This window comes from Caballeronia sp. LjRoot31, from assembly GCF_964253885.1.
Classification (GTDB): domain Bacteria; phylum Pseudomonadota; class Gammaproteobacteria; order Burkholderiales; family Burkholderiaceae; genus Caballeronia.
Genome location: NZ_CAXURX020000001.1, coordinates 3,047,102 through 3,072,414, shown reverse-complemented (window position 1 = coordinate 3,072,414; position 25,313 = coordinate 3,047,102). Strand labels below are relative to the sequence as shown.

23 protein-coding genes are annotated in these 25,313 nt (G+C 60.7%); 10 read left to right on the top strand and 13 right to left on the bottom strand.

What is annotated here, in order from left to right:
• The first annotated feature begins 666 nt into the window (after positions 1-666).
• A complete protein-coding gene (gene pmbA, locus ACSQ8V_RS13675) occupies positions 667-2,037 on the top strand; it encodes a metalloprotease PmbA (protein WP_213769009.1) in 1,371 nt (456 codons plus the stop codon).
• A 119-nt stretch (positions 2,038-2,156) separates the two neighbouring features.
• On the opposite strand, the gene ACSQ8V_RS13670 is transcribed toward pmbA, so the two are convergent.
• The 3 genes from ACSQ8V_RS13670 to ACSQ8V_RS13660 form a co-directional block, all read right to left on the bottom strand.
• Positions 2,157-2,657 carry a dihydrofolate reductase gene (locus ACSQ8V_RS13670; protein ID WP_436206024.1) on the bottom strand — a complete coding sequence of 167 codons (501 nt, stop codon included), beginning with the start codon at positions 2,655-2,657 and terminating at the stop codon, positions 2,157-2,159.
• A gap of 209 nt (positions 2,658-2,866) precedes the next feature.
• Positions 2,867-4,270, bottom strand: coding sequence for a sigma 54-interacting transcriptional regulator (locus tag ACSQ8V_RS13665; RefSeq protein ID WP_436206657.1), 1,404 nt, complete (start codon positions 4,268-4,270; stop codon positions 2,867-2,869).
• A gap of 454 nt (positions 4,271-4,724) precedes the next feature.
• Positions 4,725-5,255 (bottom strand): hypothetical protein, encoded by a 531-nt coding sequence (locus ACSQ8V_RS13660; protein WP_436206023.1) that lies wholly within the window; start codon positions 5,253-5,255, stop codon positions 4,725-4,727.
• Positions 5,256-5,770: 515 nt separating this feature from the next.
• Here ACSQ8V_RS13660 and ACSQ8V_RS13655 point away from each other — a divergent pair.
• Both ACSQ8V_RS13655 and ACSQ8V_RS13650 read left to right on the top strand, forming a co-directional pair.
• Complete coding sequence (locus ACSQ8V_RS13655) at positions 5,771-7,147, top strand: sigma-54 dependent transcriptional regulator (RefSeq protein WP_158940049.1); 1,377 nt, start codon at positions 5,771-5,773, stop codon at positions 7,145-7,147.
• Between the two features lie 292 nt (positions 7,148-7,439).
• Positions 7,440-8,273 carry a thymidylate synthase gene (locus ACSQ8V_RS13650; RefSeq protein WP_436206022.1) on the top strand — a complete coding sequence of 278 codons (834 nt, stop codon included), beginning with the start codon at positions 7,440-7,442 and terminating at the stop codon, positions 8,271-8,273.
• 65 nt (positions 8,274-8,338) lie between these two features.
• Here ACSQ8V_RS13650 and ACSQ8V_RS13645 read toward each other — a convergent pair whose 3' ends face one another.
• Positions 8,339-8,518: an alkyl sulfatase C-terminal domain-containing protein gene (locus ACSQ8V_RS13645; protein ID WP_436206021.1), complete on the bottom strand. Its 180-nt coding sequence runs from the start codon at positions 8,516-8,518 to the stop codon at positions 8,339-8,341.
• 89 nt (positions 8,519-8,607) lie between these two features.
• Positions 8,608-9,387 carry an ArsR/SmtB family transcription factor gene (locus ACSQ8V_RS13640; protein WP_436206020.1) on the bottom strand — a complete coding sequence of 260 codons (780 nt, stop codon included), beginning with the start codon at positions 9,385-9,387 and terminating at the stop codon, positions 8,608-8,610.
• Positions 9,388-9,547: 160 nt separating this feature from the next.
• Between ACSQ8V_RS13640 and ACSQ8V_RS13635 the strand changes: the two genes are divergently transcribed.
• The 3 genes from ACSQ8V_RS13635 (at position 9,548) to ACSQ8V_RS13625 (ending at position 12,204) form a co-directional block, all read left to right on the top strand.
• The gene (locus tag ACSQ8V_RS13635; RefSeq protein ID WP_436206019.1) at positions 9,548-9,691 is read left to right on the top strand and encodes a hypothetical protein; all 144 of its coding nucleotides are present in this window, start codon (positions 9,548-9,550) and stop codon (positions 9,689-9,691) included.
• 123 nt (positions 9,692-9,814) lie between these two features.
• Entirely contained in the window at positions 9,815-10,342 is a 528-nt protein-coding gene (locus ACSQ8V_RS13630) for an acyl-CoA thioesterase (protein ID WP_218627507.1), read from the top strand.
• Between the two features lie 308 nt (positions 10,343-10,650).
• Positions 10,651-12,204, top strand: a complete 1,554-nt coding sequence (locus ACSQ8V_RS13625; protein WP_436206018.1) for a class I SAM-dependent methyltransferase — start codon at positions 10,651-10,653, stop codon at positions 12,202-12,204.
• 81 nt (positions 12,205-12,285) lie between these two features.
• Here the strand turns inward: ACSQ8V_RS13625 and fumC are convergent, their stop codons facing one another.
• From fumC to ACSQ8V_RS13610, 3 genes are all read right to left on the bottom strand, one after another.
• Positions 12,286-13,680, bottom strand: a complete 1,395-nt coding sequence (fumC, locus tag ACSQ8V_RS13620) for a class II fumarate hydratase (protein ID WP_436206017.1) — start codon at positions 13,678-13,680, stop codon at positions 12,286-12,288.
• 76 nt (positions 13,681-13,756) lie between these two features.
• Positions 13,757-15,373, bottom strand: a complete 1,617-nt coding sequence (locus ACSQ8V_RS13615; RefSeq protein ID WP_436206656.1) for a phospholipase D family protein — start codon at positions 15,371-15,373, stop codon at positions 13,757-13,759.
• Positions 15,374-15,998: 625 nt separating this feature from the next.
• Positions 15,999-17,423 carry an MATE family efflux transporter gene (locus tag ACSQ8V_RS13610; protein ID WP_436206016.1) on the bottom strand — a complete coding sequence of 475 codons (1,425 nt, stop codon included), beginning with the start codon at positions 17,421-17,423 and terminating at the stop codon, positions 15,999-16,001.
• On the opposite strand from ACSQ8V_RS13610, the gene ACSQ8V_RS13605 reads away from it, so the two are divergent.
• Positions 17,422-17,550, top strand: coding sequence for a hypothetical protein (locus ACSQ8V_RS13605; RefSeq protein ID WP_436206015.1), 129 nt, complete (start codon positions 17,422-17,424; stop codon positions 17,548-17,550). The two genes, ACSQ8V_RS13610 and ACSQ8V_RS13605, sit on opposite strands and share 2 nt — an antisense overlap.
• A gap of 223 nt (positions 17,551-17,773) precedes the next feature.
• On the opposite strand, the gene ACSQ8V_RS13600 is transcribed toward ACSQ8V_RS13605, so the two are convergent.
• Positions 17,774-17,995: an RNA-binding S4 domain-containing protein gene (locus tag ACSQ8V_RS13600; protein WP_213769020.1), complete on the bottom strand. Its 222-nt coding sequence runs from the start codon at positions 17,993-17,995 to the stop codon at positions 17,774-17,776.
• 369 nt (positions 17,996-18,364) lie between these two features.
• On the opposite strand from ACSQ8V_RS13600, the gene ACSQ8V_RS13595 reads away from it, so the two are divergent.
• From ACSQ8V_RS13595 to ACSQ8V_RS13585, 3 genes are all read left to right on the top strand, one after another.
• Entirely contained in the window at positions 18,365-18,766 is a 402-nt protein-coding gene (locus tag ACSQ8V_RS13595; RefSeq protein WP_436206655.1) for a hypothetical protein, read from the top strand.
• Positions 18,767-18,825: 59 nt separating this feature from the next.
• Positions 18,826-19,086, top strand: coding sequence for a hypothetical protein (locus tag ACSQ8V_RS13590; RefSeq protein ID WP_213769022.1), 261 nt, complete (start codon positions 18,826-18,828; stop codon positions 19,084-19,086).
• Positions 19,087-19,307: 221 nt separating this feature from the next.
• On the top strand, positions 19,308-21,386 hold the full coding sequence (locus tag ACSQ8V_RS13585; RefSeq protein WP_436206654.1) for an ATP-dependent helicase: 2,079 nt from the start codon (positions 19,308-19,310) through the stop codon (positions 21,384-21,386).
• Positions 21,387-21,398: 12 nt separating this feature from the next.
• Here ACSQ8V_RS13585 and ACSQ8V_RS13580 read toward each other — a convergent pair whose 3' ends face one another.
• The 4 genes from ACSQ8V_RS13580 to ACSQ8V_RS13565 form a co-directional block, all read right to left on the bottom strand.
• On the bottom strand, positions 21,399-22,163 hold the full coding sequence (locus ACSQ8V_RS13580) for a DUF4088 family protein (protein WP_213769024.1): 765 nt from the start codon (positions 22,161-22,163) through the stop codon (positions 21,399-21,401).
• A 169-nt stretch (positions 22,164-22,332) separates the two neighbouring features.
• Positions 22,333-22,806 (bottom strand): CreA family protein, encoded by a 474-nt coding sequence (locus tag ACSQ8V_RS13575; RefSeq protein WP_213769025.1) that lies wholly within the window; start codon positions 22,804-22,806, stop codon positions 22,333-22,335.
• A gap of 336 nt (positions 22,807-23,142) precedes the next feature.
• Positions 23,143-24,204 (bottom strand): aldose epimerase family protein, encoded by a 1,062-nt coding sequence (locus ACSQ8V_RS13570; RefSeq protein WP_436206014.1) that lies wholly within the window; start codon positions 24,202-24,204, stop codon positions 23,143-23,145.
• Positions 24,201-24,986: a FadR/GntR family transcriptional regulator gene (locus tag ACSQ8V_RS13565; protein WP_436206013.1), complete on the bottom strand. Its 786-nt coding sequence runs from the start codon at positions 24,984-24,986 to the stop codon at positions 24,201-24,203. The genes ACSQ8V_RS13570 and ACSQ8V_RS13565 overlap by 4 nt, the downstream gene beginning before the upstream one ends.
• Positions 24,987-25,313: the final 327 nt, after the last annotated feature.

Sequence of the window (25,313 nt, the reverse complement as noted above, 5' to 3'; positions counted from 1 at the left end):
ACGAAACCGGAAAGACGCGTGAGGCCGTAGTGGTTCCTTGGCAACTGGTGCTTGCCCGAGAGCGTACGGGGCGAAGCGTGTTCGTGTCAGGATTCGCGAGAAGGGGGGGTTCAAACATCCGTGGTTCTGGCGAGCACCGTGCTTTTGGGGCACCTATGAATAGAAACTGCACGCTGTGGACACTTAGGGTAGCGTGTTTTAAAAGCGCTTTCTTTGCTTCGTTTCTTTGTCGCTTTGGACAAAGAAATGACGTGCCGCCACGCACAGTGGCTAACAGTGATAAAGAGAAAATCCGACTCTCGCAGACCACTAACGCTGAAAGCAGCAACCCGGCATAGACCCCGCCCGCTAGCCCCAGAACCGACCAACCCGGCATAGACCCCGACCGCCAACCCCAGAACCTGGCACTTGGCCACGCCCCCCCGACCGTAAACCCTGACCCTAACGCCCTAACACCCAAACCTAGCCCACCCAGAACCCCGAGTGCGAACGGAACCCCCTCCCCGGTGAAACCAAACCCCCGCCGGACTTGCTATGATCGTGCGATAGTCGAAAACCGGTCACACAGCGGCATTCAAGCGCACAGCGGGCGCTAACCGCCCGTCGCCACGACGACCAACAACGCGAACACGCTCGACACGTCGAGCACCCACAGGCAGACATAAAATGGCAGCAGATATGGACGTCAGGCAACGCTTTTTCCCGCACACCCAGGACGAGCTGAAGGAAATCGCGTCCGACATCCTGCGGCATGCAAAGGAACTCGGCGCCACCGACTCCGCCACCGAGATCTCCGAAGGCGACGGCCTCTCGGTCAGCGTGCGCCGCGGCGAAGTCGAAACCATCGAGCACAATCGCGACAAAATGGTCGGCGTGACGGTGTTTATCGGGAATAAACGCGGTAACGCCAGCACCTCGGACTTCACGCGCGCAGCGCTGAAAGACACGGTCGCCGCCGCCTACAACATCGCGCGCTTCACAGCCGAAGACAGCGCCGCGGGCCTCGCCGAAGAAGAACTGCTCGAAAAAGCCCCGCAGGACCTCGATCTCTACCACCCGTGGGATATCGACGCCGAAGAAGCCGCCGATCTCGCCCGTCGGGCAGAAGACGCCGCCTTCGCAGTCGATAAACGCATCCAGAACTCCGAAGGCGCAAGCGTCTCGGCGCAGCACTCGCAGTTCGTGCTGGCTACATCGCGCGGGTTCATGGGCGGTTACCCGTTCTCCCGTCACTACGTGGCGTGTGCACCAATCGCAGGTTCCGGCCGCGACATGCAACGCGACGACTGGTACACATCGAAACGCAATGCCGCCGATCTCGCCGAACCGGAAGCCATCGGCCGGTACGCCGCGCATCGCGCGCTCGCCCGCATGGGCGCTCGCGGGCTCGATACGCGCAAATGCCGCGTGATGTTCGAGGCGCCGCTGGCGGCCGGCATCCTCGGTGCGTTCGTGCAGGCGGTCAGCGGCGGTGCGCTGTATAGAAAGACCACATTCCTAGTCGATAGCCTCGGCAAACCGGTGTTCGCACCGCACATCCAGGTGCTGGAAGATCCGCACGTGAGGGGCGGCATGGGCAGTGCGCCTTTCGACGAAGAAGGCGTGCGCACGCAACGCCGCAACGTCGTGGAAGACGGCGTGGTGCAAGGCTATTTCCTGTCGACGTATTCGGCTCGCAAGCTGGGTATGAAAACAACGGGCAATGCAGGCGGTTCGCATAACCTGTCGCTGCGCAGTTCGTTGACCAAACCCGGCGATGACTTCGAGGAAATGCTCAAGAAGCTCGGCACGGGCCTGCTGCTGACGGAACTGATGGGGCAGGGCGTGAACTACGTCACCGGCGATTATTCGCGCGGCGCATCCGGCTTCTGGGTGGAGAACGGCAAGATCCAGTATCCGGTTGAAGAGATCACTGTCGCGAGCACGCTGCAGGAGATGTTCCGGCACATCGAGGCTATCGGCGCGGACACGGTCGTGCGCGGCAACAAGGAAATTGGCTCCGTGCTGATCGAGAAGATGACGATCGCGGGGCAGTAAGAGAATCTGCGGAAGAGAAAAAGCCCGGAACGGCGCTGACCGTTCCGGGCTTTTTCAATGGAAAAGTGCAAAGCGTGATGGGCTAACCCGCTAGCCGATCAAAAACCCGAAATCTGAAGCTACGCCGTGCGGCGCTCGTAAACCACGAACGAATAGTCGAAATCGTTCGGCGCCGCCGCGTGATGCGTCTCCCGCGAAACCTCTTTCCAGACGGCTGCATCGGGCGGGTCAATGGAAATGTCCCCGGGAAAATCGGCATCGATCTCAGTCAAAATCAGCTTGTGCGCGAGCGGCCACCCTTCGCGAAACAACTCCGCGCCACCGATCAGGAACGCTTCGCCGGCGTTGTCCCGTGCGGCCAGTTCCAACGCATCGGCAAGCCGGGTCACCGTATCGCAGCCGTCGAAGCGGCGATGGGCGTCACGCGACACGACTATATTTCGCCGCCCCGGCAACACCCGCCCAATGGACTCATGCGTCTTGCGTCCCATCACAATGGGCGCGCCCATCGTCGTGCGTTTGAAGAACGCGAGGTCTTCGGGCAAGCGCCAGGGCAATTGGTTGTTGCGTCCGATCACGCCGTTGCGCGCGCGAGCGACGATCAGGGTCAGCGTCGTCATGGTGTGGAGATCCGTATCCGGCTTCGAGATAACTCAAGCCGCAGATTCTACCCGACACCCGACACCCGACACCCGACACCCGACACCCGACACCCGACACCCGACACCCGACACCCGACACCCGACACCCGACACCCGACACCCGACACCCGACACCCGACACCCGACACCCGACACCCGACACCCGACACCCGACGCCGCGAGCCTTCTCACCCCGCGTCCGCGCCATTCACCATCGCCGCGCCGCGCAACCCATGCGCGACCATCAGCCTGTACAACGTCACCCGCGAGATCCCCAATTCCGCCGCCGCCTCGCTGAGCTTGTGCCGATGCCGCAGCAACGTCAGTTCGATCGCGCGCTTCTCGGCGGCATCGCGGGCAGCGGCCAGCGTGGTCGATTCAATGCCCGTGCAGTGACCGAGCCCGAGGTCGTCGGCGGTGATCAGCTTGTTCTCCGCCATCACGATCGCGCGCCGCACGCGGTTGATCATCTCGCGCACGTTGCCGGTCCAGGCGTAGCTGTACATCGCTTCGATCGCCGACGGTGCAAAGCCGATGATCTTGCGCCTGCCGTCGCTCCTGAACTTGTGCAGCACGTGCAGCGCGAGAATCTCGATGTCCTTGCCGCGCGCCCGCAGCGGCGGTTCGTCCACGCGCAGCACGCATAGCCGATGGAATAAATCGGTACGAAACCGGCCACTGGCCATGGCGGCTTCCAGGTCGATGTGGGTCGCGGAAATGACCCGCACGTTAACGGCGATGGGATCATGACCGCCCAGCCGGTCGATCTTGCGTTCCTGCAGGAAACGCAGCAAATGCACCTGGCTGTCGAGCGGCAGGTCGCCGATTTCATCGAGGAAGAGCGTACCGCCATCGGCTTCTTCCACCCGGCCGATCTTGCGCTGGTTCGCGCCCGTGAACGCACCGCGCTCGTAGCCGAACAGTTCGGACTGGATCAGGTGATTACCGATCGCGCCGCAATTGATCGCGACGAACGGGCCCTTGCGGCGCGGCGAGCGTTCGTGGATAGCCACGGCCGTCAATTCCTTGCCGGTCCCCGATTCGCCGGTGATGAACACATTGGCGTCGGTGTTCGCGACCTTGCGGATGGTGCGAAAGAGCTGCTGCATGGCCTCGCAGGTGCCGACCATCTGCTCGTCGCCGAACACGGTCGGGGTATCGGCGAGGTCGATGTCGCCGAGGCTCACCATGCCGTACGCGTGATCGACCAGATAGCCTATTGTCGCGTGTGCGGCCGGGCCTTTCACGAAGTCGAAACAGTAGTGCCGAATCAAGTGACAGACGACCGGGTCTGCGAGGTGGATGTCGTCGGTAAGGGCGATCCAGCCGGCTCGCTGATGACGCAGGGCGGGCTCGAGCACGGCCAGTTCGCGCGCCGAAAAGCTGGTCATATCGACAATACCGGCTACTGGCGTATCAGTTTTAAGCACGCTGGCCTGGGTGGCGAGCGTACCCGCCGATACCTTCCAGCCAAGGCTCTTCAAGTACGTGACCAGCGTCTCATTCGGCGCCTGTGCGATGTAGAGCAGGTTACGGACAGCAGACGCCGCATGGGGCGTCGGGATGATTGGAACGATCGGGAGGCCCTGCATACCGGAGAAACCCGGCGCGGCCAAGGCGCTGGCCGGTACGGTGCTCATTGGCAGCATTGAACCCAGTGCATCTTTACCCGACGCGGGTAGCGAGACGGGGGCGGATTCGAGCACGGGCGATCTCCTTTTTGCAGCGGGCGCAAACGGTGTCTTGGCGGACACGGCGATGCATGCGCTGTCGATTCCATACGACCGTCGAACGGGAGCTGCGTAAAGCCCTTGCGTAAGCCCCTGCGTAAAGCGCTGAAGCCCGCAGATGCGTTCCTCGCGTAATTGCGCGGCACGCCCACGTACCGCGATCACGCAGCCTCGCTGCTCGCTGAGCAATACGTTAAGTGTCCTACTGTCCGGCGTGTCGTTCAAATCCTGTTATCTGTGTTGTTGCGTAGCTGCATCGCGTATCTTGCGATCGTTCTTCAGACGACTTGCTTTGCACTGGTTCGCAAATTCCCGGCTACTGCGTCCTCTGGCTGCCCGAGCTCGCGACGTCCCCCGGTGTGACGCGGGTGGCTGCATCGACGGGAACGGGAGCCGGCACCGGCGGCGAGATCTCATCCCAAAGCGTGACGCTGGTCGTGTGCGCGGTGGCCGGCGACTCCTCCGTCGTCGCCGTGACTTTTTCAAGCGTGGTGTCGGCCTGCACCGCAAGCGGCGCCGATGCAATGGGTTGAACCGATGCGGGCTGTTCCCGTTCCATTGCAGGATTAACAATAATGCGCTCGTTCGATGCCGCTTCGCCAGCGTCGGCGCTTCCAATTTTTCTTTCCATAAAAATGGCTGGCGGATTTGGCCGGGTCACGAATGTTTCATATCCGGACATTACGGCCGGGGACGTGGGCTGGATCACGCGATCCTCGTTTGCGGCATTTTGTGCGCAAACGTTGTCGGCTAAGCTGCCCAGTAGAAAACACGCGGCACTAATGACAGCAATCTTATGTGCTGTTGCAGTATTTTCTCGTTTGACGACGCGGCCGGTGCTTTCCATGGCGGTCTCCCTGATTCACTGTCATTTAGCGAAACATATGCCATCGCACGCATTCCGTTGGTGTTATTGAGCGAGCGGCAAGCTAACTGAAAAACTGAATCGGGAAAAAGGCAAAAACGTTTCATGATTGAAACGATAGACGGTTAACTGTCATTTTTATCAAAAATTGCGTAAATGCTATCGTCTTATTTAAGCTATTTGCAAACCGCTTATTAAAACTGGGCTTCGTTGTTGAAACGCACAGTGGCCGTGCTTCAGGAGCAATGTGCAGACATTGTTGCGGATATTTGTTTTCGAAGTATTCGCTTTATAGTAGTCTCTCAAAAACAGCATCTGAAACAAAACAGGTTCGCATAGAACCGCGCGACAGCACTCGTCGCTTCCGGGGTTTCACCGTTTGCAGTTTTCCGAATGACCGTTCGCTTGGGGCATGCGAGTCTTCGACGTCTGCAGCGTGGTTGAGGGCAATTACCGGCGCGACCTTTTCAACGACCGTTGACGAAAGGATCAGAACAATGGAAGTCGCTCGGCGGCAACTAATCTACGTGACTCGTGACCCGAGCGCGCCTTTGTGTGCCCGGTTTGAGGAAAGGGGCTGGCATATAGAGGTGGTATCGAACGCGAAGGACGCACGCCGATGGCTTCGTAACGACCTGGCAACCGGTGGCTTGCTGGATCTGTCGAGCAGCTTTGAAGCTCACGAACTCGCGGCGCTCGAGGCGTCGCTGACGCTGACCAATGTCGGCTGGGTCGCGGCCACCGTGACAGGTCAACTCGAAGATGCGGCCGTGCGCCGGCTGATTCGCGACTACTGCTTTGACTACGTCACCTTACCCACATCGAATGATCGCGTCGTGGACGCGGTCGGCCATGCGTATGGAATGGTGGCGTTGCACGAGAACGCATCGAACGATGCGCGCGACGGCCGCGCCGAAGGCGAGATGGTCGGTTCGTGCGACGCCATGCTCGCGTTGTTCCGCTCCATCCGCAAGGTCGCCATGACCGACGCGCCTGTGTTCATCTCGGGCGAATCGGGCACCGGCAAAGAGCTCACCGCAGTCGCCATTCACGAACGTTCGGTCAGGCGCGAGCAGCCGTTCGTCGCCATCAATTGCGGCGCCATTCCCGCGCACCTGTTGCAATCGGAATTGTTCGGTTATGAGCGCGGTGCGTTTACCGGCGCGAATCAACGCAAGATCGGCCGCGTGGAAGCGGCTAACGGCGGCACGCTGTTCCTCGATGAAATCGGCGACTTGCCCCTCGAAAGCCAGGCAAGCCTGTTGCGTTTCCTGCAGGAGCGCAAGGTTGAACGGCTTGGCGGACATGGGTCAACGCCGGTGGACGTGCGCATTATTTCGGCCACCCACGTGGATATGCAGACGGCCATGATCGAAGGGCGGTTCCGTGCCGACCTGTATCACCGTCTGTGCGTGCTGCAAATCGATGAACCGCCGCTGCGGGCACGTGGCAAGGACATCGAGTTGCTCGCCAAGCACATGCTGGACCGCTTCAAGAAGGACGCGAGCCGGCGTCTGCGCGGTTTCGCGCCCGATGCCATTGCGGCAATTCATAACTATGGCTGGCCGGGTAATGTGCGTGAGCTGATCAATCGCGTGCGCCGCGCTATCGTGATGTCGGAAGGGCGCCAGATCAGTGCGCGTGATCTTGAGCTCGGCGAATACGTGGAAGTGGCGCCGGTGTCGCTCGCGCAGGCACGGGAGGCTGCGGAACGGCAGGCTATCGAACTCGCTTTGCTGCGCCATCGCGGACGTCTTGGCGACGCCGCGCAGGAACTCGGTATTTCGCGGGTCACGCTGTACCGCCTTCTGAGCGCGCATGGCATGCGGCACATTGAAGTTGATGCACCGACGGAGCACGTCACGCGCGGCTAAGGGCCGCGTTTGACGGTCGCTCGTCGGCCGGCCAAGTCTCTGCTTGATACATTCATGCCCGGGGTTCGCTGGAACGCCGCGGATCGTCCGCATTTGTCCCTCGCAAGACGCCTTCCCACCTCGCCCGCCAGCGCTTGGTAAAATCGTGGTTTGGTTTTATCGGCGGCTGCGTTTTCCAGATTTTCCCGCGTTTTCCATGGCTGGAGGAATCTGGCGCGAAAGTGCGCGGCGGGCGCGCGGAAATGTTCTGCCAGAATAGCGGCACGTCCTCCTTTTACACACGATCCTCCTCATGATCCAGTACCAAGAACTGCTCAAAGACATTCTCGAACGCGGCGCTCGCAAGATGGACCGGACCCGCACGGGGACGATCAGCACGTTTGGCCGTCAATTGCGTTTCGATCTGGCGGAGGGGTTTCCGATCGTCACGACCAAGCGCATCCACATGAAGAGCGTGGTCTACGAGCTGCTGTGGTTCCTGAACGGCGATACGAACATCAAGTATCTGAACGACAACGGCGTGACCATCTGGGACGAATGGGCCGATGAAAACGGCAATCTCGGTCCGGTGTACGGCCATCAATGGCGCTTCTGGCCCAAGAGCGACGGCACGGTGGTCGACCAGGTGAGCGCGCTCGTGCATCAGATCAAGACGCGGCCCAACTCGCGTCGGTTGATGCTGACTGCCTTGAACGTGGCGGATTTCCCGGACGAGTCCATGTCGCCCGTCGATAACGCCCGTGCCGGCAGGATGGCGCTGGCGCCGTGTCATTGCCTCGCGCAGTTCTACGTGAACGAAGGCAAGCTGAGCTGTCTGCTGTATTGCCGCAGCCAGGACGTGTTCCTGGGCACGCCGTTCAATATTGCGAGTTATGCGCTGCTCACGCACATGCTCGCGCAGCAATGCGATCTGGATGTGGGGGAGTTAGTCTGGACCGGTGGCGATTGCCATATCTACCTGAACCATCTGGAGCAGGTGGACCTGCAATTGAGCCGTGAGCCGTATCCGCTGCCGAAGCTCGAACTGGCGAGAAAACCCGCATCCATCTTCGATTACCAATACGAAGACTTCGTGATCGAAGGGTATCAATATCATCCGGGCATCAAGGCGCCGATCGCCGTTTAAAAGGACTTTGCGCGTCCCGAATCTGGTTGATTATCCAAAACCGGGGGGGCGTGCCCTTTAAAACATCAAGGCGTAGTGATGTTGGGCATCGGATGTTGAACATCGCCGTCTGCCTTCGGGCCGTTGAGCCGGATGCCCCTGTAATCGAGCAGCCAATCAGGGCTCATCGCGGCGATTGCATCGGGCGTCGCCGTGTTGCCTCTCTTTACCTTCGGTACGCCGTCGCGCAGTTCGAACGCGCCCATCAGGTATTCATCGGGTAATCATTGCGCCAGGTTGGGTTCCCGGTCTGAATGGCCGTGACCATGTGTGGTGCTATGTCGGTTCCATGCCGCTAGACGCCAGTAAGTACGGCGGCGAAATGCCGCTCGCCGGCGGGTGTGACTCGCAGGACTCGCCGCTTGGCGGTTGTTTCAAGCCAGCCGTGTTTTGCGCATGCATCGAGGAACGCTGCGCCTAGCGCACCGCCCAAATGCGGCCGGCGTTCGCTCCAGTCGATGCACGTGCAGGCGAACCGTCTCCGCCGTGCTTTCTGCTCCGTGAGATCAATACCGAGCCGAGAAAATTCATCGATTCCTTGCGGTGTTGCATCGAGCGCGGTGGGGCCGGGCCGCTTCGAGCCGGCCGCCACGCCGCCTTGTGCGCCCTGCACGACTTCCAGCCACTTCGATGTCAGCATGCGGTCGAACAGACGCACAGCCAGTTCACCCGCGAGATGGTCGTAACACGTCCGCGCATAACGCATGTCGAGCGGTACGGCGGACGCCGGCCGATGCGCAGGCCGATGCGCCTGAGCCGCTTCCCGCAGCGGCGCGCTGGCTTGCGCCAGATTAGCCAGCGCTTCAATCGCCATCGCGATATCGGGTGTTGCAATGCGGTAATACCGGTGCCGTCCGCTCACTTCGAGCGCCAGCAGCCCGCTCTCGACGAGCCGGGCGAAGTGCCCGCTGGCGGCGGATGGCGAGATGCCGGCGATCATCGTGAGTTCGCCGGCAGGCCGGGCGGTGCCGTCCATCAGCGACCACAGCATGGCGGCGCGGCCGGGGTCCGCGAGCAGTGCGCCTATGCGCGATAAGCCGGGAAACGGGCGTGCATCGTCGTGATCGAGCGTCATCGCAGCCTCCTTGGATTAGCTCTACTTTAGCGGCTTGGCGCATGCGATGTTTCATCGTAACGTGAAGTATCGATTCAGGGCAGGAACTCATCAGAGCGCTGTGCAAGCCCCGCGCTAGAATGATGTCTCGCGTTGAGTGAAGGTTGTGCAGGGGACTCTCATGATTAAAATTTTGATAGCAACGCTGCTTGTGGCGGCGTGTGCAGGTTGTGCGGGAGCGTCAGGCGGGTCGCCGTCAGCAAGCGGGTCGAGCGGCATCACCATGTACGGGGTGGTCGACGAGGGCATTTCCGTGCGCAAGTAGCCGCACAAGTGTGCCGAAGTGTGTCCAGGCTCGCCGGAGCAGGGCGGCGAGCGTTTTTTGAGACTCGTATAATTCGGCAACTCCACTTACCGGGCAGGCCCGTCCAGCTTGCCTTATATCTACATGAATACTGCAGCGCCCATCCCTCAATCCAACGATGCCCCGATCACCGATCGGTCCGAAACCACGTTTCGTTTTCTAGCCGAGCCGACTTCCGTCAATTTCGGCGGCAAGGTTCACGGCGGCGCGCTGATGAAGTGGATGGACGAAACGGCTTACGCGTGCGCCGCAGTCTGGTCCGGGCGCTATTGCGTGACGGTTAGCGTGGGCAATATCCGTTTTCGCCGGCCGATCCTGGTGGGCAATCTGGTCGAATTGCGCGCGCGCGTGGTGGCAACGGGGCGCACGAGCATGCATCTGCATATATCGGTGCACGCGGGCGATCCGAAGAGTGGCGTGCTGCAACAGACCACGGATTGCCTGATGGTGTTTGTCGCCGTCGATGAAGAGGGCAAACCCGTGCCGGTTCCTTCGTTCGTGCCGGTGACGGATGAGCAAAAGCGGTTGGCGAAATATGCGATGGACGTCAAGGACGCGTTGGACGCGATCGTGGAATTGAAGCCGGAAGAAGTGGCGGCCGGGAAGGTTTAAAAGCGGAGAAGGGCGCTGGCGGGAAGATTCGCCGGCGCGGCGTACCGTGCCATAGCTATGTCGTTGCGAACAACCAGATTATTAGTATAACTACAAAATGGCGGCGAGCCTTGGCGCTCGCAAGTGGCGTAAAAATCCGTACGTAGCCGCGAATCGACCGTCGACGGCGTTATATCGAAAAACGAAACAAACAAATAAGACGTTTCTCATTCATGAATGTATGCGTTATCGGCATAGTTCGGCGCAGTGCGAAAAAGGCCGCCGACCGGCTGAACACGCAAATACCCAACATGAAATGAGGAAACACCATGAACTGGACGGCCGGCTACAACAATTCGGTTGCCTACACGACCGACTACTATCATGAACAGAGCCCGACCTTCCTGAATGCCTGCCTCGCGATGCAGCGCGTATCGCCACCGTCCCTCGAAAAATTCACCTATTGCGAGCTTGGGTTCGGCCAAGGCCTGACGTCCCTGATTCTTGCCGCAACTCATCCCGCCGGCGACTTCTACGCGTGCGATTTCAATCCCTTGCACGTGCTCGCTGCTTCGTCCATACGCAACGAAGCCCGCTTGTCGAATCTCACCTTGCTGGAGAACAGTTTCGATGATCTCGCGCAGGGGAAGGTCGAATTGCCCTTGTTCGACTACATCACCATGCACGGCATCGTCTCGTGGATTTCGGACGAAACCCGTGCGCAGATCATGAGATTCCTGACACGGTATTTGAAGCCGGGCGGTGTCGTCCAGGTGAGCTACAACGCGATGGTGGGTTGTGCACAGGTGCTGCCGTTGCAACGCTTGCTGATGCTGGGAGCCGACGGAGGAAACGCCGCGTGGACCCAGGCGTCCGAGTTTGCCAGGAAGATGGTGAATCTCGACGCGCTGCACTTTAAGCGCAACCCGGATTCGCTGGGCCGGGTCGAGGGTTTCGACAACCACGATGAACGTTACCTCGTCCACGAGTATCTGCACGAGAAGTGGACGCCGTTTTACTTCACCGACATCGTGCGCGAGATGGCCGGAGCGAAGCTCAGCTTCGCCGGCAGCGCGCGTTTCGCCTACATGTCCCCGGTGGGATGGCTGGGAGAACAGCAGCGGGAAATGCTGGAGACGGTGACCGATCCCATCGAAGCCGAAGAGCTTCGTGACTACTTCGCGAACCGCAGGTTCCGCTCGGACATCTTCGTGCGTGGAAAAGCGCCTCTGAGTGATCTCCGCCTGCGCGAACAGGCTGAACACATCCATTTGTGGGGGAATCCGGCTGTCCCATACAAAACGGCGGTGGCCCTGGAACACGCCACGCTCACGCGCAGCGACACCTTTCACAAACCGCTCTTTGATCTGTTGCATGGCGCGGACATGACTTTGGCGCAGGTTTTCGATGCGCCCGAGTTTGCGGGGCTCACGCTCGACGCCATCTTGAAGCTACTTCGTTTGTCGATAGCGGTTGGTGAAACGTTCGTGCGCTACGGCGCGGTACAGCCTCGAACGACGGCTGACCGCTTAAATGCCTTGTTGCTGGCGAAGGCTGAACGGGGTGAGGCTTTGGGGGCGTTGGCGTCGCCCCGGCAGGGTGGAGGTGCGGGTATCAGCGTACTGGATCAATTGATGCTCGCGTCGCTGTATGCAAAGGCCGATCCGGCAAAAGCGCTTGCCGGGGATATCGACGAATTGATTGCACGCGTTTCACGTTCGCTGGCTGCGACCGGCCTCAAGCTGCAGGTGGGAAATGCCGATGTTTCGTTGGAAGAGACGAGCACACGCCTGCGTCACATTTTTGAGGATTCGGGCAAGGCGCTCGTGGAGCATGCGATCGGGCTGGACTTCCTGGTTGCCCAAAAAATATCGGGACGATAAGCAGGACGACAAGAAAGACGATACCTGGCCACAGCGGTTGATAGGCGATGAACCCGTCAACCGCTGCTCCCTATCCTGACGTTACTTCTTCCCCACCATCTCTTCCGGCTTCACCCACTCGTCGAATTCGGCTTCGGTCACAAACCCAAGCGCCAGCGCGGACGCTTTCAGGGTCGTGCCTTCCTTGTGCGCTTTCTTCGCGATCTTCGCGGCCTTGTCATAGCCGATATGCGGATTGAGCGCCGTCACGAGCATCAGCGACTCATTCAACAAGCTCTCGATCCGCGACTCGTTCGGCTCGATCCCGACCGCGCAGTTATCGTTGAAACTTTGCGCGCCGTCGGCCAGCAGACGCACCGATTGCAGCACGTTGTGCGCGATCATCGGGCGGAAGACGTTGAGTTCGAAATTGCCGCTCGCCCCGCCGATATTCACCGCCACGTCATTGCCGAACACCTGGCAGCACAGCATGGTGACGGCTTCGGATTGGGTCGGATTGACCTTGCCCGGCATGATCGAGCTGCCCGGCTCGTTTTCCGGAATCGACAACTCTCCCAGTCCGCAACGCGGTCCGCTCGCCAGCCAGCGGATGTCGTTGGTGATCTTCATCAAGCTCGCCGCGATGGTCTTCAGCGCGCCGTGCGCGAACACGAGCGCGTCGGCGGCGGCCATGACTTCGAATTTGTTCGGCGCGGTTTCGAACGGCAAGCCGGTCAGCTTCCCGATCACGCCAGCGACCTTCACCGCAAACTCGGGATGCGCGTTCAACCCCGTGCCGACCGCCGTGCCGCCCAACGCCAGTTGATACAGATGCGGCAAGGTCGATTCAACGTGCCGGATGCCCTGGTCAAGTTGCGCGACATAACCCGAAAACTCTTGCCCAAGCGTAAGCGGCGTTGCGTCCTGCAAATGCGTGCGGCCGATTTTCACGATTGAATCGAACGCCTTCGATTTTTTATCGAGCGTTTCGCGCAAGGTCTTGAGCGACGGCACGAGATGTTTCGTGATCGCGACCGCGGCGGCAATGTGCATCGCGGTCGGGAACACATCGTTCGACGATTGCCCGCGATTCACGTCATCGTTCGGATGCACCTTGCGTTCTTCGCCACGCACGCCGCCCATCAACTCGCTGGCCCGGTTCGCAATCACCTCGTTGAGGTTCATGTTGGTCTGCGTGCCGGAACCCGTTTGCCACACGGCGAGCGGGAATTCATCGGGATGTTTGCCCGCCAGGATTTCGTCGGCAGCCGCGATGATCGCCTGCGCTTTATCGGCGGCGAGCACCTTCAGTTCGGCATTCACTTCCGCCGATGCCCGCTTCACGATCGCGAGCGCATCGATCAGTTCAGGCGATTGTTTCTCGCTCGAAATCTTGAAGTTCTGCAGGGAACGCTGCGTTTGTGCGCCCCAGAGTTTTGCGTTCGGCACGGCGATTTCGCCGAAAGTGTCCTTCTCGAGTCTTACGTCGTCCGTCATGGCTTCATGCTCCTTCGGCTTGCTTCAGGTTCGGGTTTGAATCGGGGTTTGCCTGCACATTTCAGAATCTAAAAATTCAAAGCTGCGAGTCGACGGGCAGCAGCATGAACAGACCCGTCAACACATTGCGGTAAAGGCCCGCTAGCGGGTCGAAATTGTAGGTACGCACCTGACCGTCGTCCTCGGTGGTCCAGATGAGCGGGGAGATCGGCGAACCGGCGTTCTTCAGGCCCGCAAGCACCGCGGGCGAAGCGAGTTCCACACGATACGCCCTCGCCGGCGCAGTGCCGGCATCGAACAATTGCGCGGCTTCGCTCGCGATTTTCTGGTTGTAGATCACCAGCGCGAGTTCCGTGTTGAGCGACGCCGAGCGCGGGTCCAGATTCATCGACCCAATCACAAGGATACTGCGATCGATCATATAAGCCTTGGCATGCAGGCTTGCGCGCGATTGCGAGCCGAACAGGCCGGTGCGCGGCCGGCGGCGGTCGCCCTCTGCCTGCACTGGCTTGAACTCGTATAACTCTACGCCGGCCGTAAGCATCGGCACGCGATACGGCGCGTAGCCTGCCTGGACCGCGACGGCGTCGGTGGCCGCCAGCGAATTGGTCAGCACTTTCACCTTCACGCCGCGCGCCGTGAGGGCGGCAAGCGCCTTCACGCCTGCGTCGTGCGGCACGAAATACGGCGAAATGATCAGCACCTCGCTATGTGCCTGGTTCGCCAGCTCGACCAGGCGCTGCATGGGCGGGCTTTTGTAGTCCTTGTCGGGATGCTCGATCTTCACCGGTGAGTCAGCAACGAACTCCGTGCGCGTCCAGGTCAGGCCCAGCCCATCCTGTGCAATCTGCTGGGCGATCGGCGTAGCATTGAGCGGCTTGGCGTTCAGCGGATCGGCCTGATCTTTCCAGTGCTGGCGCAGGTCGTCGCGGGTCTTGTCGAGATCGGCGGGATCGAATTTTTGCTTGTTCAGCGCGCGCAGCGGATACGCAATCGAGCTGTTCCAGTAATCGTCGAAACTCGCCGATATCTTTTGCGTCGCCGGTCCCGCCACGAACACATCGAGGTCGCGAAACTGCAGGGTCGCGCTCGCGCTGAAGTATTCATCGCCGAGATTACGGCCGCCCACGATCGCGATCTGGTTGTCCGCGATCATGGCCTTGTTGTGCATCCGGCGCGTGAAATGATCGACCTTCGTGAACAGGTTGCGCGTGCGTTCACCGAAACTTTGTGTCGCGCTGCCGAACGGATTGAACACGCGGATATCGATGTTGTCATGCGAATTCAGCGCGGCCATGATCTGGTCGATATCCTTGAAATTCAGGTCATCGACGAGCATGCGCACCTTGACTCCACGATCCGCCGCGTAAAGCGCCGCGCCGAGCAGCAGCTTGCCCGTGTTGTCTTCGTTCGCGATGTAGTACTGCATGTCGAGCGTCTTGGTCGCCGCGCGAGCGAGTGCGATGCGGGCCTGCAGCGCCTCGGTGCCGGTGGGAAGCAGACGCACGCCGGACTCGTCCGGATGACCAGCTTCTTTCGGCAGGAGCGCGGTGCGCAAGGGGGTATCGGCGGTGGCGGAGAGCGCGTGCGTGGCGGGCCGGTCGAACGCGGTTGCGGGCGGACGCGTGGCGCAGGCGGCGAGTGTCAGCGCCGTGAGCGCGGCGGCGGCGAACGCGAGGCCGCGCGACAGCAGTGGCGTGCGGCCTCGCGTTGGGGGGATCGGCTGGGATGAAACCTGTGCGGCTTGCGTCCACCCCGTGCGGCTGCTGGAGTGCCGGCCTTGTGCGGCCCTGGATATTGATGACCGCGTGGATGGCCGCGTCGACGACCAGCTTGATGACCGGGATAACTGCCTGCTGCATTCCGACACGTCCATTCCTCTTGTTTGCCCGAGCGATTTTTCTGAACTGCTTGCGGTTGTTGCGCGCGCAGTGGCCACGTGTAGCGCCGGATCTCGGGAGTACGCCAAGGATCATGCGCGGTTATTTTATGGGAAATCGGCTACGGACACGGGGGATGGGTCGATTTGCGAAAAAGTGGGGCGGCGGTGAGGTGGTTGCTCGTGGCTTGTCTCAAGGCCAACATCGAGCCGTTGAACGCTGGATTCGAGGCCGCGAGGAACCGCGTGATTGGCGATGCACGGACGAAAAAAAGCCCGCTTCGACGAAGCGGGCCTAATACCCCTGTTACTGGATGAATCTCAAGGAGACGGCTTGATCGTATCTCCACGCCGCTCCGATTCCAACCAACAATGTCTGCTTAACTTATGCTGCGGAAACCGCGACAACCGTGGCAACCGAAGATCCGTAGCCACTGCTTCAGGCCGTATGCTGGGGCGCCTGCCCGGATTTGCCGGGTTCAACTGCGCCGCGCGTGACCAGACGGCGGCTCATGCGATCGAAGCGAAGGGTCATCAGTACCGCGACGCTCGCTAGTCCCGCAGCCAGGCCCCACCACAAACCTTTCGTGCCGCCGTTGAAGTGAAACGCCAGCATGTAGCCCGTCGGAAAGCCGATGCCCCAATAACCGAGCGCCGCCGCGAGCATGGGGACGCGCGTGTCCTTCAGCCCGCGCAGCACGCCCGACGCGACCGTCTGCATGCCGTCGACAATCTGGAACACCGCCGCCACGCCTAGCAACGACGCGGCCAGCGCAACGGTCTGGGCGTTCTTCGGGTCATCGAGATGGAGATATAGCCCGACGATCGCGTGCGGCGCCAGCACCAGCACGCAGCCCGACATCGCCATGAACGCGACGCCCAGCGCGATCGCCACGAACCCGGCGTGGCGCGCGGCCAGAGGCTGTCCTGCGCCGATCCAGTAGCCGACGCGCACGTTCGCTGCCTGGCCAATAGCCAGCGGCACCATGAACGCCACCGACGCCACGTTCAGCGCGATCTGGTGCGCGGCGAGCGGTGCTTCCCCGAGCGTGCCGACGGTCATGCCGGTGGCAAGAAACAGGGTGGATTCGACGCCGTAGGTGATCGCGACCGGCCAGCCGATGCCAAACAGTTCACCCATCAGCGGCAGGCGCGGCCGCGACGCCACCACAAAATGTTTGTAACGCGGCCGCAAATGCAGGAACGCGATCAGCACCAGCGCCGTCGTCCAGACGGTGATCGTGGTCGCGACTGCCGAGCCGAGAAAGCCGAGTTCGGGCAGGCCGTAGGCGCCGTGAATCAGTCCGTAGTTGAGAAAGCCGTTCACGAACACGCCGCCAATCGATACCCACAGCAGCCGCTTCGCCGCACCGATAGCCGGCAGGAACGCGCGCATCATGCCGATCCCGATCAGGCTGCCGGGCGCACCCCAGCGCAGGATCGCGCAATATTCGCCGACGTTCTTGGCCAGCATGGCGGGTTCGTGGAACGCGAGCAGGATCGGTTCGGCGAAGCTCAGCAGCGTGAATGCGGGGATCGCGAGCAGCAGCGACAGCACCAGCCCGGTCCAGTAGATGTTCGGCACGAGGTGATCGTTGTTCGCGCCGCGCGCATGCGACACCGATACGCTCACCGACGTCAGCACACCTTGCAGCAGCACCACGACCACGAAGAACAGGTTGGCGCCCAGGCCGCCGGCCGCGAGGGAATCGGGGCCGAGCGAGCCGAGCAGGATGGTGTCGGTGACGCCCATCGCCATTTGCGACAGTTGCGAGATGGCGAGCGGCGCGGCGAGCCTGGCGGTATCGACGGCGTGACGGGAAAGGCTTGGCGGCGCGTTCGCGCGGATCATTCTGGATGGCATGGCGGATTATCTGGATACTTTGCTGCACGGCAAAAACCGTGCAAAAACGGCAACGGGCGATGCAGCAAACCGTTACCGGTCCTGCATCGCCCGTTCGTTCCGGCCGCGCTTCAGCTTTTGGGCGTGAAGCTCCGCTTTGAATTTCTGCTATGAATTTCAGCTATGAAACCCGGCTTCGAATCTCAGCTTGGAATCTCGGTTTTGAGGCACGCCAACTTGAAAAGCTGGCTTCAACCGTCAACAAGCTGAAAGCGGCGAAAGGGAACGAAAGCCGTCTAGCTTATTGCTTGATCGCGCTTATGTCGATCACGGCGCGGTATTTAACGTTGTCCAGATCGCGCACAGGTGGATCATTTCGGCTTGAGAACCTTGATCGTGGTGTCTTCGATAACCACGGTCTGGCCCGCGCGGATCTTGCACGTCTTGCGCAACTCGATCTTGCCATTGACCTTCACCTCGCCCTCGGCGACGCGTGCTTTCGCCGAGCCGCCGCTATCGGCCAGGCCCATCAGCTTGAGCAGGTTGTGCAGTTCGACGTAGTCGCCCGTGAGCGTGAATTCGAGGCGCGGCATGTGAGCGTTCTTCGCAGGATGGGGGCGGAAAGGGCGCCCATGATAAACCAGCCGGGCACGCGACGTGCGTCTACAGCACCAACTCCCGGATATCGGGCGTTCGGCTGTTTGCAATATGTCAGGAAGTGAAACCTTCGGTAACAATGACGCGTTTCAGCGAACTCCAGCGTCCGGCGCCGGGTCAGTCAGAGTGATCGGCGCGTTTTTTTGAGCGTTCATGCCGGTCACCGGAAGTGTAGACGGGTATTTGCGGCGCTGTGCTCCAAGCGCGGTGTTTGAGGACACAACATACATCGCCTGGGCGTCGCGGCTGGTTGCGATGATTGCAATCGGCCACCCGAATAAAAAACTGCCAGAGAGGAAATGAACATGTCGCAAGTCAGGAAAATGCTGTTGGGTACCGCTTTTGCCGCCATGGGTCTGTCCGCATCCGCGTTCGCGCAGACCGCGCAGCCTTCCGCCGCCGACGCCGGCCAGATGTCCGCGCCGTCCACGCAAACCGCGCCGCCGCCGCAGAATATCGTCGCACCGGCGCCGACCGATCCGCTGGTCGTGAAGCGCAATGCCAACGCGCAGGCTAACGCTGAATACAAGGCGTCGAAGAAGGCATCGAAGCAGGATTTGAAGGCGACAAACAAGGAAGCGAAGGCGCAATACAAGGAGCAGGTGCGCAACGCAAAGATCAACAAGAAGGCCGACAAGCAGACCGCCAACGACGAACTCAAGGCCACCGAGCCGGACGGTCCGAAGGATACCGGCCTGCAGCACTAAGTTTTCAGCGCGATGAATAGAACGCTGCCCCTTAAGCGGGCCGCAGCAAGGAGGAATTCATGACTACGACCACGAAGCGTTTATGTGCTGCGTTACTCGCGGGTGTATTCGCGACCGCCGCGACCGTTTCGGTTGCGCAGACGCAGACCACCGCGGAACCTACGCACGCCGACACGAAAGCAGCGAAGAAGCAGACCAAAGCGGACAAGGATGCGAATGTAGCGCAGGCCAAGGCGGACAAGAAAAAGACGGAAGCGCAGTCAAAGGCAGATCAAGCCGCCGCCGATGCGAACCTGAAAAACGCGAAGAAAGCAGACTGATTCGCGACAAGTTCCGCTGTAGGGAAGTGACGATGGCCCGGTGCGCGCAAGCCCACCGGGTCATTTATTTTATAGGGCCAAAAGCCTGCTGCATCAGTCGCTTGCGTGGAAGAGTTGTATGGATATACAGTGTGCGTCACCCTTTTTTAAAGCCACACGACGTGCTCACGCTCAACTCCGCCACCGACGACGATCTCGCGCCCAAGCCGGCGCGGGAGGACATCGCGTCGTATCTGACCAAACTGAATGACGCGCAGCGCGAGGCGGTCGAGTACGGCACGCAGGCGTCGAACGCGGGCGACCCGGCCGGCGCGCTGCTGGTGATCGCCGGGGCGGGATCGGGCAAGACGAATACGCTGGCGCATCGCGTGGCACATTTGCTGGTGAAGGGCGCGGACCCGCACAGGATCCTCCTGCTGACGTTTTCGCGGCGCGCAGCCAGCGAGATGACCCGGCGCGTGACGCGTATCGCCGTGAACGCTCTGGGTAACCGCAGCGTGATCGCGCAAGGCCTCACCTGGTCGGGCACCTTCCATAGCGTGGGCGCGCGTTTGTTACGCGATTACGCGGATCTCGTGGGGTTATCGCCGTCGTTCACCATCAACGACCGCGAGGATTCCGCCGATCTCATGAACCTCGTGCGGCATGAACTCGGGTTATCGGCGAAAGAAAAGCGCTTTCCGGCCAAATCCACGTGCTTCGCCATCTACTCGCGCGTGGTCAACACCGGCGTGTCGCTTGCCGCCGTGCTCGACCAGGCGTTCCCGTGGTGTCGCGAATGGGAAGACGACCTGCGCCGGTTGTTCGCCGCGTACGTCAACGCGAAGCAGCAGCAAAGCGTGCTCGACTACGACGACTTGTTGTTGTACTGGTCGCATCTTGCCGCCGAGCCGTCCATTGCCGCGGATCTGTCGAGTCGTTTCGACCACGTGCTCGTCGATGAATACCAGGACACGAACAAGCTACAGGCGTCCATCCTGCTTTCGATGAAACCCGACGGCCGCGGCCTGACGGTCGTCGGCGACGACGCCCAGTCCATCTATTCGTTTCGCGGCGCGACGGTGCGTAATATCCTCGACTTCCCGAATCACTTCAATCCGCCCGCGAAATGCGTGACGCTGGAGCGTAATTACCGTTCGACACAGCCCATTCTCGCGGCATCGAATGCGGTGATCGGTCTCGCCGCCGAACGTTATACGAAGAACTTGTGGACCGACAAGGCATCGGCGCAACGGCCGCGCCTTGTCTCGGTGGCCGATGAAGCCGATCAGGCGCGTTATGTCGTCGAGCAGGTGCTGGAGGCGCGTGAAGGCGGTATGACGCTCAAGCAGCAAGCGGTGCTGTTTCGCGCCGCGCATCATAGCGCCGCGCTCGAAATCGAACTCACGCGGCGCAACATTCCGTTCGTGAAGTTCGGCGGCCTGAAATTCCTCGACTCCGTTCACGTCAAGGACGTGCTGGCGGTATTGCGCTGGGGCGAGAACCCGCGGGACCGCGTGGCCGGGTTTCGCGTGCTGCAGTTGCTGCCGGGGGTTGGGCCTGCCATCGCCGGCCGTGCACTCGATCAGGTGGCGGAGCGCGGCGAGACGCCGGCCGCGTTGGCCGCATTCGCCGCGCCGTTGCGCGCGAGCGAGGACTGGCCGGTGCTCGTCGCGATGATGTCGAAGGTGTGCGCGCGCGAAAGCGGCTGGCCCGCTGAATTCGAGATGATCCGGCGCTGGTACGAACCGCATCTGGAGCGCAATCACGAAGACGCGTCAATTCGTCATGGCGACGTGTTGCAGATGGAAAGCATCGCGTCCACTTATCCCACGCGCGAGCGTTTTCTCACCGAACTGACGCTCGATCCGCCCGATGCCACCAGCGACGAATCGGGTGTGCCGCTCATCGACGAGGATTATCTGATTCTCTCGACCATCCATTCGGCCAAGGGCCAGGAGTGGAAGAACGTGTTCGTGCTCAATGGTGTGGATGGCTGCATTCCATCCGATATGGGCACGGGCAGCGACGAGGAAATCGATGAAGAAAGGCGGCTGTTATACGTCGCCATGACGCGTGCGAAAGAGGACTTGCACATTGTCACACCGCAGCGTTTCTACGTGCACAACCAGACGCATATGGGTGACCGGCATATCTGGGCGGCGCGTACGCGTTTCATTCCCGCGCATCTGATGCCGCAGTTCGAAGCGTGCGCGTGGCCGCCGGTTCCTGAGCCCAGCGCGCCGACGGCGGCGGGGCTAGCCGCTGCGGCGAAGGCGAAAGTCGATATCGCCGCGCGGCTCAAGAAGATGTGGGAATGAAGCGGCTCAAACTCAACGTTCCGCGCGCGAAGGCTTCGGCATTTTGCGCTCGGGCGTAAAGATCGTACGCAGCCAGTTGCCGAAGCGGGTGAAACCGTCGTACGGCTCTTCAATAAAAATCTCCGGCTTGATCATGCGTAACTGCTCGAGCACTTGCTGCGCTTCCTGCTTTGAAATCGAGCCATGAAACATGCCGAGGCGCAGCAGGCAGCGCAGTTCACCGAGCTTCTCGCGCGACGTCGATCCCACACTGTGTTCGGTCGCAATCTTGGTTTCGTACACGCGTTGACGCAGTGAATCGGCGAGACGCCATGCGGGCGTCTGCATTTTCATCTCCAGCTCCTGAATGTCCGATGCTGCCGCTTTGATCTGGGACGCGAGCGTGTCGATCTGTGCCGGGTCGCCGTTCGCTTCGGTCACGATAGCCGTGGCCCACGCGCGTGACGCCTTCACCAGATCGTCCGGTTTCCAGTCCGAGCGCACCGCGAAGCCGAAACCGTGTTCAGCGGCTTGACGCATCATCATTTCGACGACGTCCGGGAATTCCTTGTCGAGCGCACGTTTCGCCCATGCGTACTGACCGTTCTGCAGCATTCGCTGGACGGCCAGTTCGGTAAGCGGCGTGGGGTTGTCGAGCAGTTTTGCCCGCAGGAAATCCTCGAACGTAGGCGTGACGAATTGCGGGTCGAACTTGAGCGACAGACGAATCAACGTCTCGAAGTCGCGGCGTAGCGCCGCGATCGTTTCGTCTTTAAATGAAAGGGTGATCTGACCCATGATGTTTCCCGGTTCCCGATCCCGTTGGCCGGGTTGAGCCGGCGCGGGAAGACAGTCGGCGTCGCCATGAGGGCGACGGCCGTTCGTCTTTATATCGGCGCGGGGAGGGAAAAACTTTAGGCCAGCTTTCAACTGTCAGGTCAAAGACCGGCCAAGCGGTGCTCCCGTCTTATTTGACGGGAATTGTCGTACCGGCGGGCATGGGTACCGCTGTCACGCTGTTCTTCGCGCTCCCGGTCGTAATCCGGTCGCTGTATGTCAGATAAACCAGCGTATTACGCTTGGCATCGACAATACGCACCACGTGCAACGTCTTGAAAATGAACGACATACGTTCCGAGAATACATCGGATTTCTGCTTGAGTGGCGCATCGATCCTGATCGGCGCGACCTGGCGGCAGGCTATCGATGCTTCAGACGGGTCTTCGGCTATTCCAAGCGTTCCTTTAACCCCGCCCGTGCGCGCGCGGGAGACGTAACACGTGACGCCCGCGACTGCCGGGTCGTCGTAGGCTTCGACCGAGACGCGATCCGAGCCGGTAAACCGGAAATTCGTGTTGACGCTGGCGATTTCCTCGGCGTGAAGACCGGGAACGGCAAGCAGCGCCGCAAGCGACGCAAGTACGGGGAGAGCGCGTTTCATCGGAATCCTTCGGGGAATGAGGAATTAAAAAAGGCGTCGTATTGTAACGACGCCTTCGTTCAGTCCACGTGAAACCGCATTCCGCGCGTTCGCGTTCAATAGTGTGCGCAATGCGGCGGTCAGTGAAAGATCAGATACAGGATCACCAACACGATCACCGGCACGCCAAGCAGCCAACCCAGTAGATAAGGCATTGTCTTCCTCCAGTCGATCTCTGATTCGATGAATCCAGTATCGATGAGAGGCCGGTCCGCCGATACCCGCGAGCGTCCTATTCGACTGTAGGCGGGTTCCTATCGACGGCATGGCGGGCGGCACGTTTTTTTCGCCTCGTTTTTACCTCACGCGCAGGGCGTAGCGCGTGATTTGCCTGTATCGCTCGTTGGGGCGCAACACGACGTCTTCCGCGTCGTCCATATTGATCTGGTTTGGAAATCCGCCCGCTTCCAGGCAGAGCGCGCCGTGTTTCTGATAGGTCACGCCGCGCTTGCCCGGCACGCCTTCAAGACTGTTGCTGGTGTAGAACACCAAGCCGCGTTCGGTGGTGGAGACAATCAGCTCGCGTCCGCTGCCCGGATGATAGACGGCCGCGACACGCCGCAATTCCGGCAGTTCGGTGACCGGCGCTGCGGTGCGCAACACATAACAATGATCGATACCGCCACCCGCCAGCGTGACTTGCTCGTTGTCGCGCGTATCGAGACGCGGTCCGAGAAGCGCGGCCGTGCGGAAGTCGAACGGGGTATTGGCGACGTCTTCCAGATGGGTCGGAATCGTATGTTTATCGATGGCGAAAAACTGATCGGCGGCGAGTTCGATCTCGTGGTCGTCGATAGTCGTCAAGTCCACGCCCGACAAGTTGAAGTACGCGTGGTTCGTGAGATTGAGCGGCGTGGGTGCGTCCGTGAAGGCATCGTAGGTGATCGTCAATTCGCCCGCGTCGGTGAACGTGTAGGTCACCTGGACGGTGAGCGTGCCGGGGAAACCGCTGTCGCCAGCGGGCGATTCCAGCGTGAGGACCAATGCGTCCTCGGTGTGCCGGGCTTGCCAGAGTTTGTGGCTGAAGCCCTGGAAGCCGCCGTGCAGTGAGTTCGGCGGCTGATTGGCGTCGAGCTGGTACTCCACGCCGTCGAGTGAAAAGCGAGCGTCCGCGATGCGGTTCGCCCAGCGTCCGACGATCGCGCCCATGTAGGCAGGACCGGTTGTGTACTCAGAAGGAGTGTCGTGGCCGAGCAGGATATCGGCCAGATGGCCGTCGCGATCCGGCGCGAGCCAGGAGACGAGGGCCGCGCCCAGATTGGTCACCGATACCGCCAAGCCATTGTCATGGCTGAGCGTGTGGAGATCGACGGGCGTGCCGTCCGCGAGATTGCCCCAGTGGGCGCTGGAAATAGTCATGGTGTGGTCTCCGGATTCTGATTTTTTGCGGGATGGCGGGGGGCTTCAGGCTTGGATAAGCAGAGTAAGCGGTCGCGATAAAGCGTGCTGACGTAATCCAGATGCGCTCCTGCGGCTTCGCGGGCGCGTGGTGGATCGCGGGCGAGGATGGCATCGAAGATAGCTTGATGTTGCGCCAGCAAGTTCGCTTCCACGTCGTTGTCGTAATCGACCAGCCGGTGCGATGTCAGCATTGATTCGCGCACGAGTTCTTGCAGGCCGTGCATCACGTGGGCCAGGGCGAGGTTGTGGGTGGCATCGGCTATAGCGAGATGGAACGCGGCGTCGTGTTCCGCTATGCGGGTGCGTTTTGGTTCGATGGCGGCGGTTTTCAGTGCGTTGAACGCGTCCGTGATGCGCGCCAGATCACTTGGGGTTGCCCGTTCCGCCGCGTAGCCCGTTGCGAGCGATTCGAGGCCGTGACGGAGTTCGAGGACATCGGCGCTGGCGGTTGGATGTTGGCTCAGCAACGCGGCGAGCGGCGCGGAGACGAGCGGCGCGGTGACATCCGATACGACGAAGCCGCTGCGCGCGGCGGCCTGGATAAATCCGTCCGATTCCAGCCGGATCAGCGCTTCACGCAGCGATGGGCGCGAGACGTTGAGTTGTTCCGCGAGATCGCGTTCGGCAGGGAGGCGTTGCCCGGGCGTTAATGCGCCGCTCGTGATCAGCGCCCGGATCTGGTCGGAGACGACATCGGCGATGCGTGTGCGGGTGTAGGAATGGACGGGTTTAAAAGGCATGAAAGGGGATGTTCGTTCGCACTCGGGGTTTGGGGTTGGTCAGGGGGATGGTCTTGGTCTTGGTCTTGGTCTTGGGGTTGGGGTGCCAGGTTCCTAGGTCAGCGGTCGGGGTCTATGCCGGGTTGGTGCTTTCGGCGTTAGCGGTCTGCCTGACTCGGATTTTCTCTTTATCACTATTAGCCACTGTGCGTGGCGGCACGTCATTTCTTTGTCCAAAGCGACAAAGAAACGAAGCAAAGAAAGCGCTTTTAAACCACGCTACCCTAAGTGTCCACAGCGTGCAGTTTCTATTCATAGGTGCCCCAAAAGCACGGTGCTCGCCAGAGC

What these genes read in the sequence shown, in the direction of transcription:
- ACSQ8V_RS13580 (WP_213769024.1), bottom strand. Translation starts at nt 22,163, where the DNA reads ATGGGTCAGATCACCCTTTCATTTAAAGACGAAACGATCGCGGCGCTA.
- ACSQ8V_RS13670 (WP_436206024.1), bottom strand. Translation starts at nt 2,657, where the DNA reads ATGACGACGCTGACCCTGATCGTCGCTCGCGCGCGCAACGGCGTGATC.
- ACSQ8V_RS13590 (WP_213769022.1), top strand. Translation starts at nt 18,826, where the DNA reads ATGACTACGACCACGAAGCGTTTATGTGCTGCGTTACTCGCGGGTGTA.
- ACSQ8V_RS13565 (WP_436206013.1), bottom strand. Translation starts at nt 24,986, where the DNA reads ATGCCTTTTAAACCCGTCCATTCCTACACCCGCACACGCATCGCCGAT.
- ACSQ8V_RS13640 (WP_436206020.1), bottom strand. Translation starts at nt 9,387, where the DNA reads ATGACGCTCGATCACGACGATGCACGCCCGTTTCCCGGCTTATCGCGC.
- ACSQ8V_RS13600 (WP_213769020.1), bottom strand. Translation starts at nt 17,995, where the DNA reads ATGCCGCGCCTCGAATTCACGCTCACGGGCGACTACGTCGAACTGCAC.
- ACSQ8V_RS13625 (WP_436206018.1), top strand. Translation starts at nt 10,651, where the DNA reads ATGAACTGGACGGCCGGCTACAACAATTCGGTTGCCTACACGACCGAC.
- ACSQ8V_RS13650 (WP_436206022.1), top strand. Translation starts at nt 7,440, where the DNA reads ATGATCCAGTACCAAGAACTGCTCAAAGACATTCTCGAACGCGGCGCT.
- ACSQ8V_RS13660 (WP_436206023.1), bottom strand. Translation starts at nt 5,255, where the DNA reads ATGGAAAGCACCGGCCGCGTCGTCAAACGAGAAAATACTGCAACAGCA.
- pmbA (WP_213769009.1), top strand. Translation starts at nt 667, where the DNA reads ATGGCAGCAGATATGGACGTCAGGCAACGCTTTTTCCCGCACACCCAG.
- ACSQ8V_RS13645 (WP_436206021.1), bottom strand. Translation starts at nt 8,518, where the DNA reads ATGGGCGCGTTCGAACTGCGCGACGGCGTACCGAAGGTAAAGAGAGGC.
- ACSQ8V_RS13575 (WP_213769025.1), bottom strand. Translation starts at nt 22,806, where the DNA reads ATGAAACGCGCTCTCCCCGTACTTGCGTCGCTTGCGGCGCTGCTTGCC.
- fumC (WP_436206017.1), bottom strand. Translation starts at nt 13,680, where the DNA reads ATGACGGACGACGTAAGACTCGAGAAGGACACTTTCGGCGAAATCGCC.
- ACSQ8V_RS13665 (WP_436206657.1), bottom strand. Translation starts at nt 4,270, where the DNA reads ATGCAGGGCCTCCCGATCGTTCCAATCATCCCGACGCCCCATGCGGCG.
- ACSQ8V_RS13605 (WP_436206015.1), top strand. Translation starts at nt 17,422, where the DNA reads ATGGCGGATTATCTGGATACTTTGCTGCACGGCAAAAACCGTGCAAAA.
- ACSQ8V_RS13630 (WP_218627507.1), top strand. Translation starts at nt 9,815, where the DNA reads ATGAATACTGCAGCGCCCATCCCTCAATCCAACGATGCCCCGATCACC.
- ACSQ8V_RS13570 (WP_436206014.1), bottom strand. Translation starts at nt 24,204, where the DNA reads ATGACTATTTCCAGCGCCCACTGGGGCAATCTCGCGGACGGCACGCCC.
- ACSQ8V_RS13595 (WP_436206655.1), top strand. Translation starts at nt 18,365, where the DNA reads ATGTCGCAAGTCAGGAAAATGCTGTTGGGTACCGCTTTTGCCGCCATG.
- ACSQ8V_RS13655 (WP_158940049.1), top strand. Translation starts at nt 5,771, where the DNA reads ATGGAAGTCGCTCGGCGGCAACTAATCTACGTGACTCGTGACCCGAGC.
- ACSQ8V_RS13635 (WP_436206019.1), top strand. Translation starts at nt 9,548, where the DNA reads ATGATTAAAATTTTGATAGCAACGCTGCTTGTGGCGGCGTGTGCAGGT.
- ACSQ8V_RS13610 (WP_436206016.1), bottom strand. Translation starts at nt 17,423, where the DNA reads ATGCCATCCAGAATGATCCGCGCGAACGCGCCGCCAAGCCTTTCCCGT.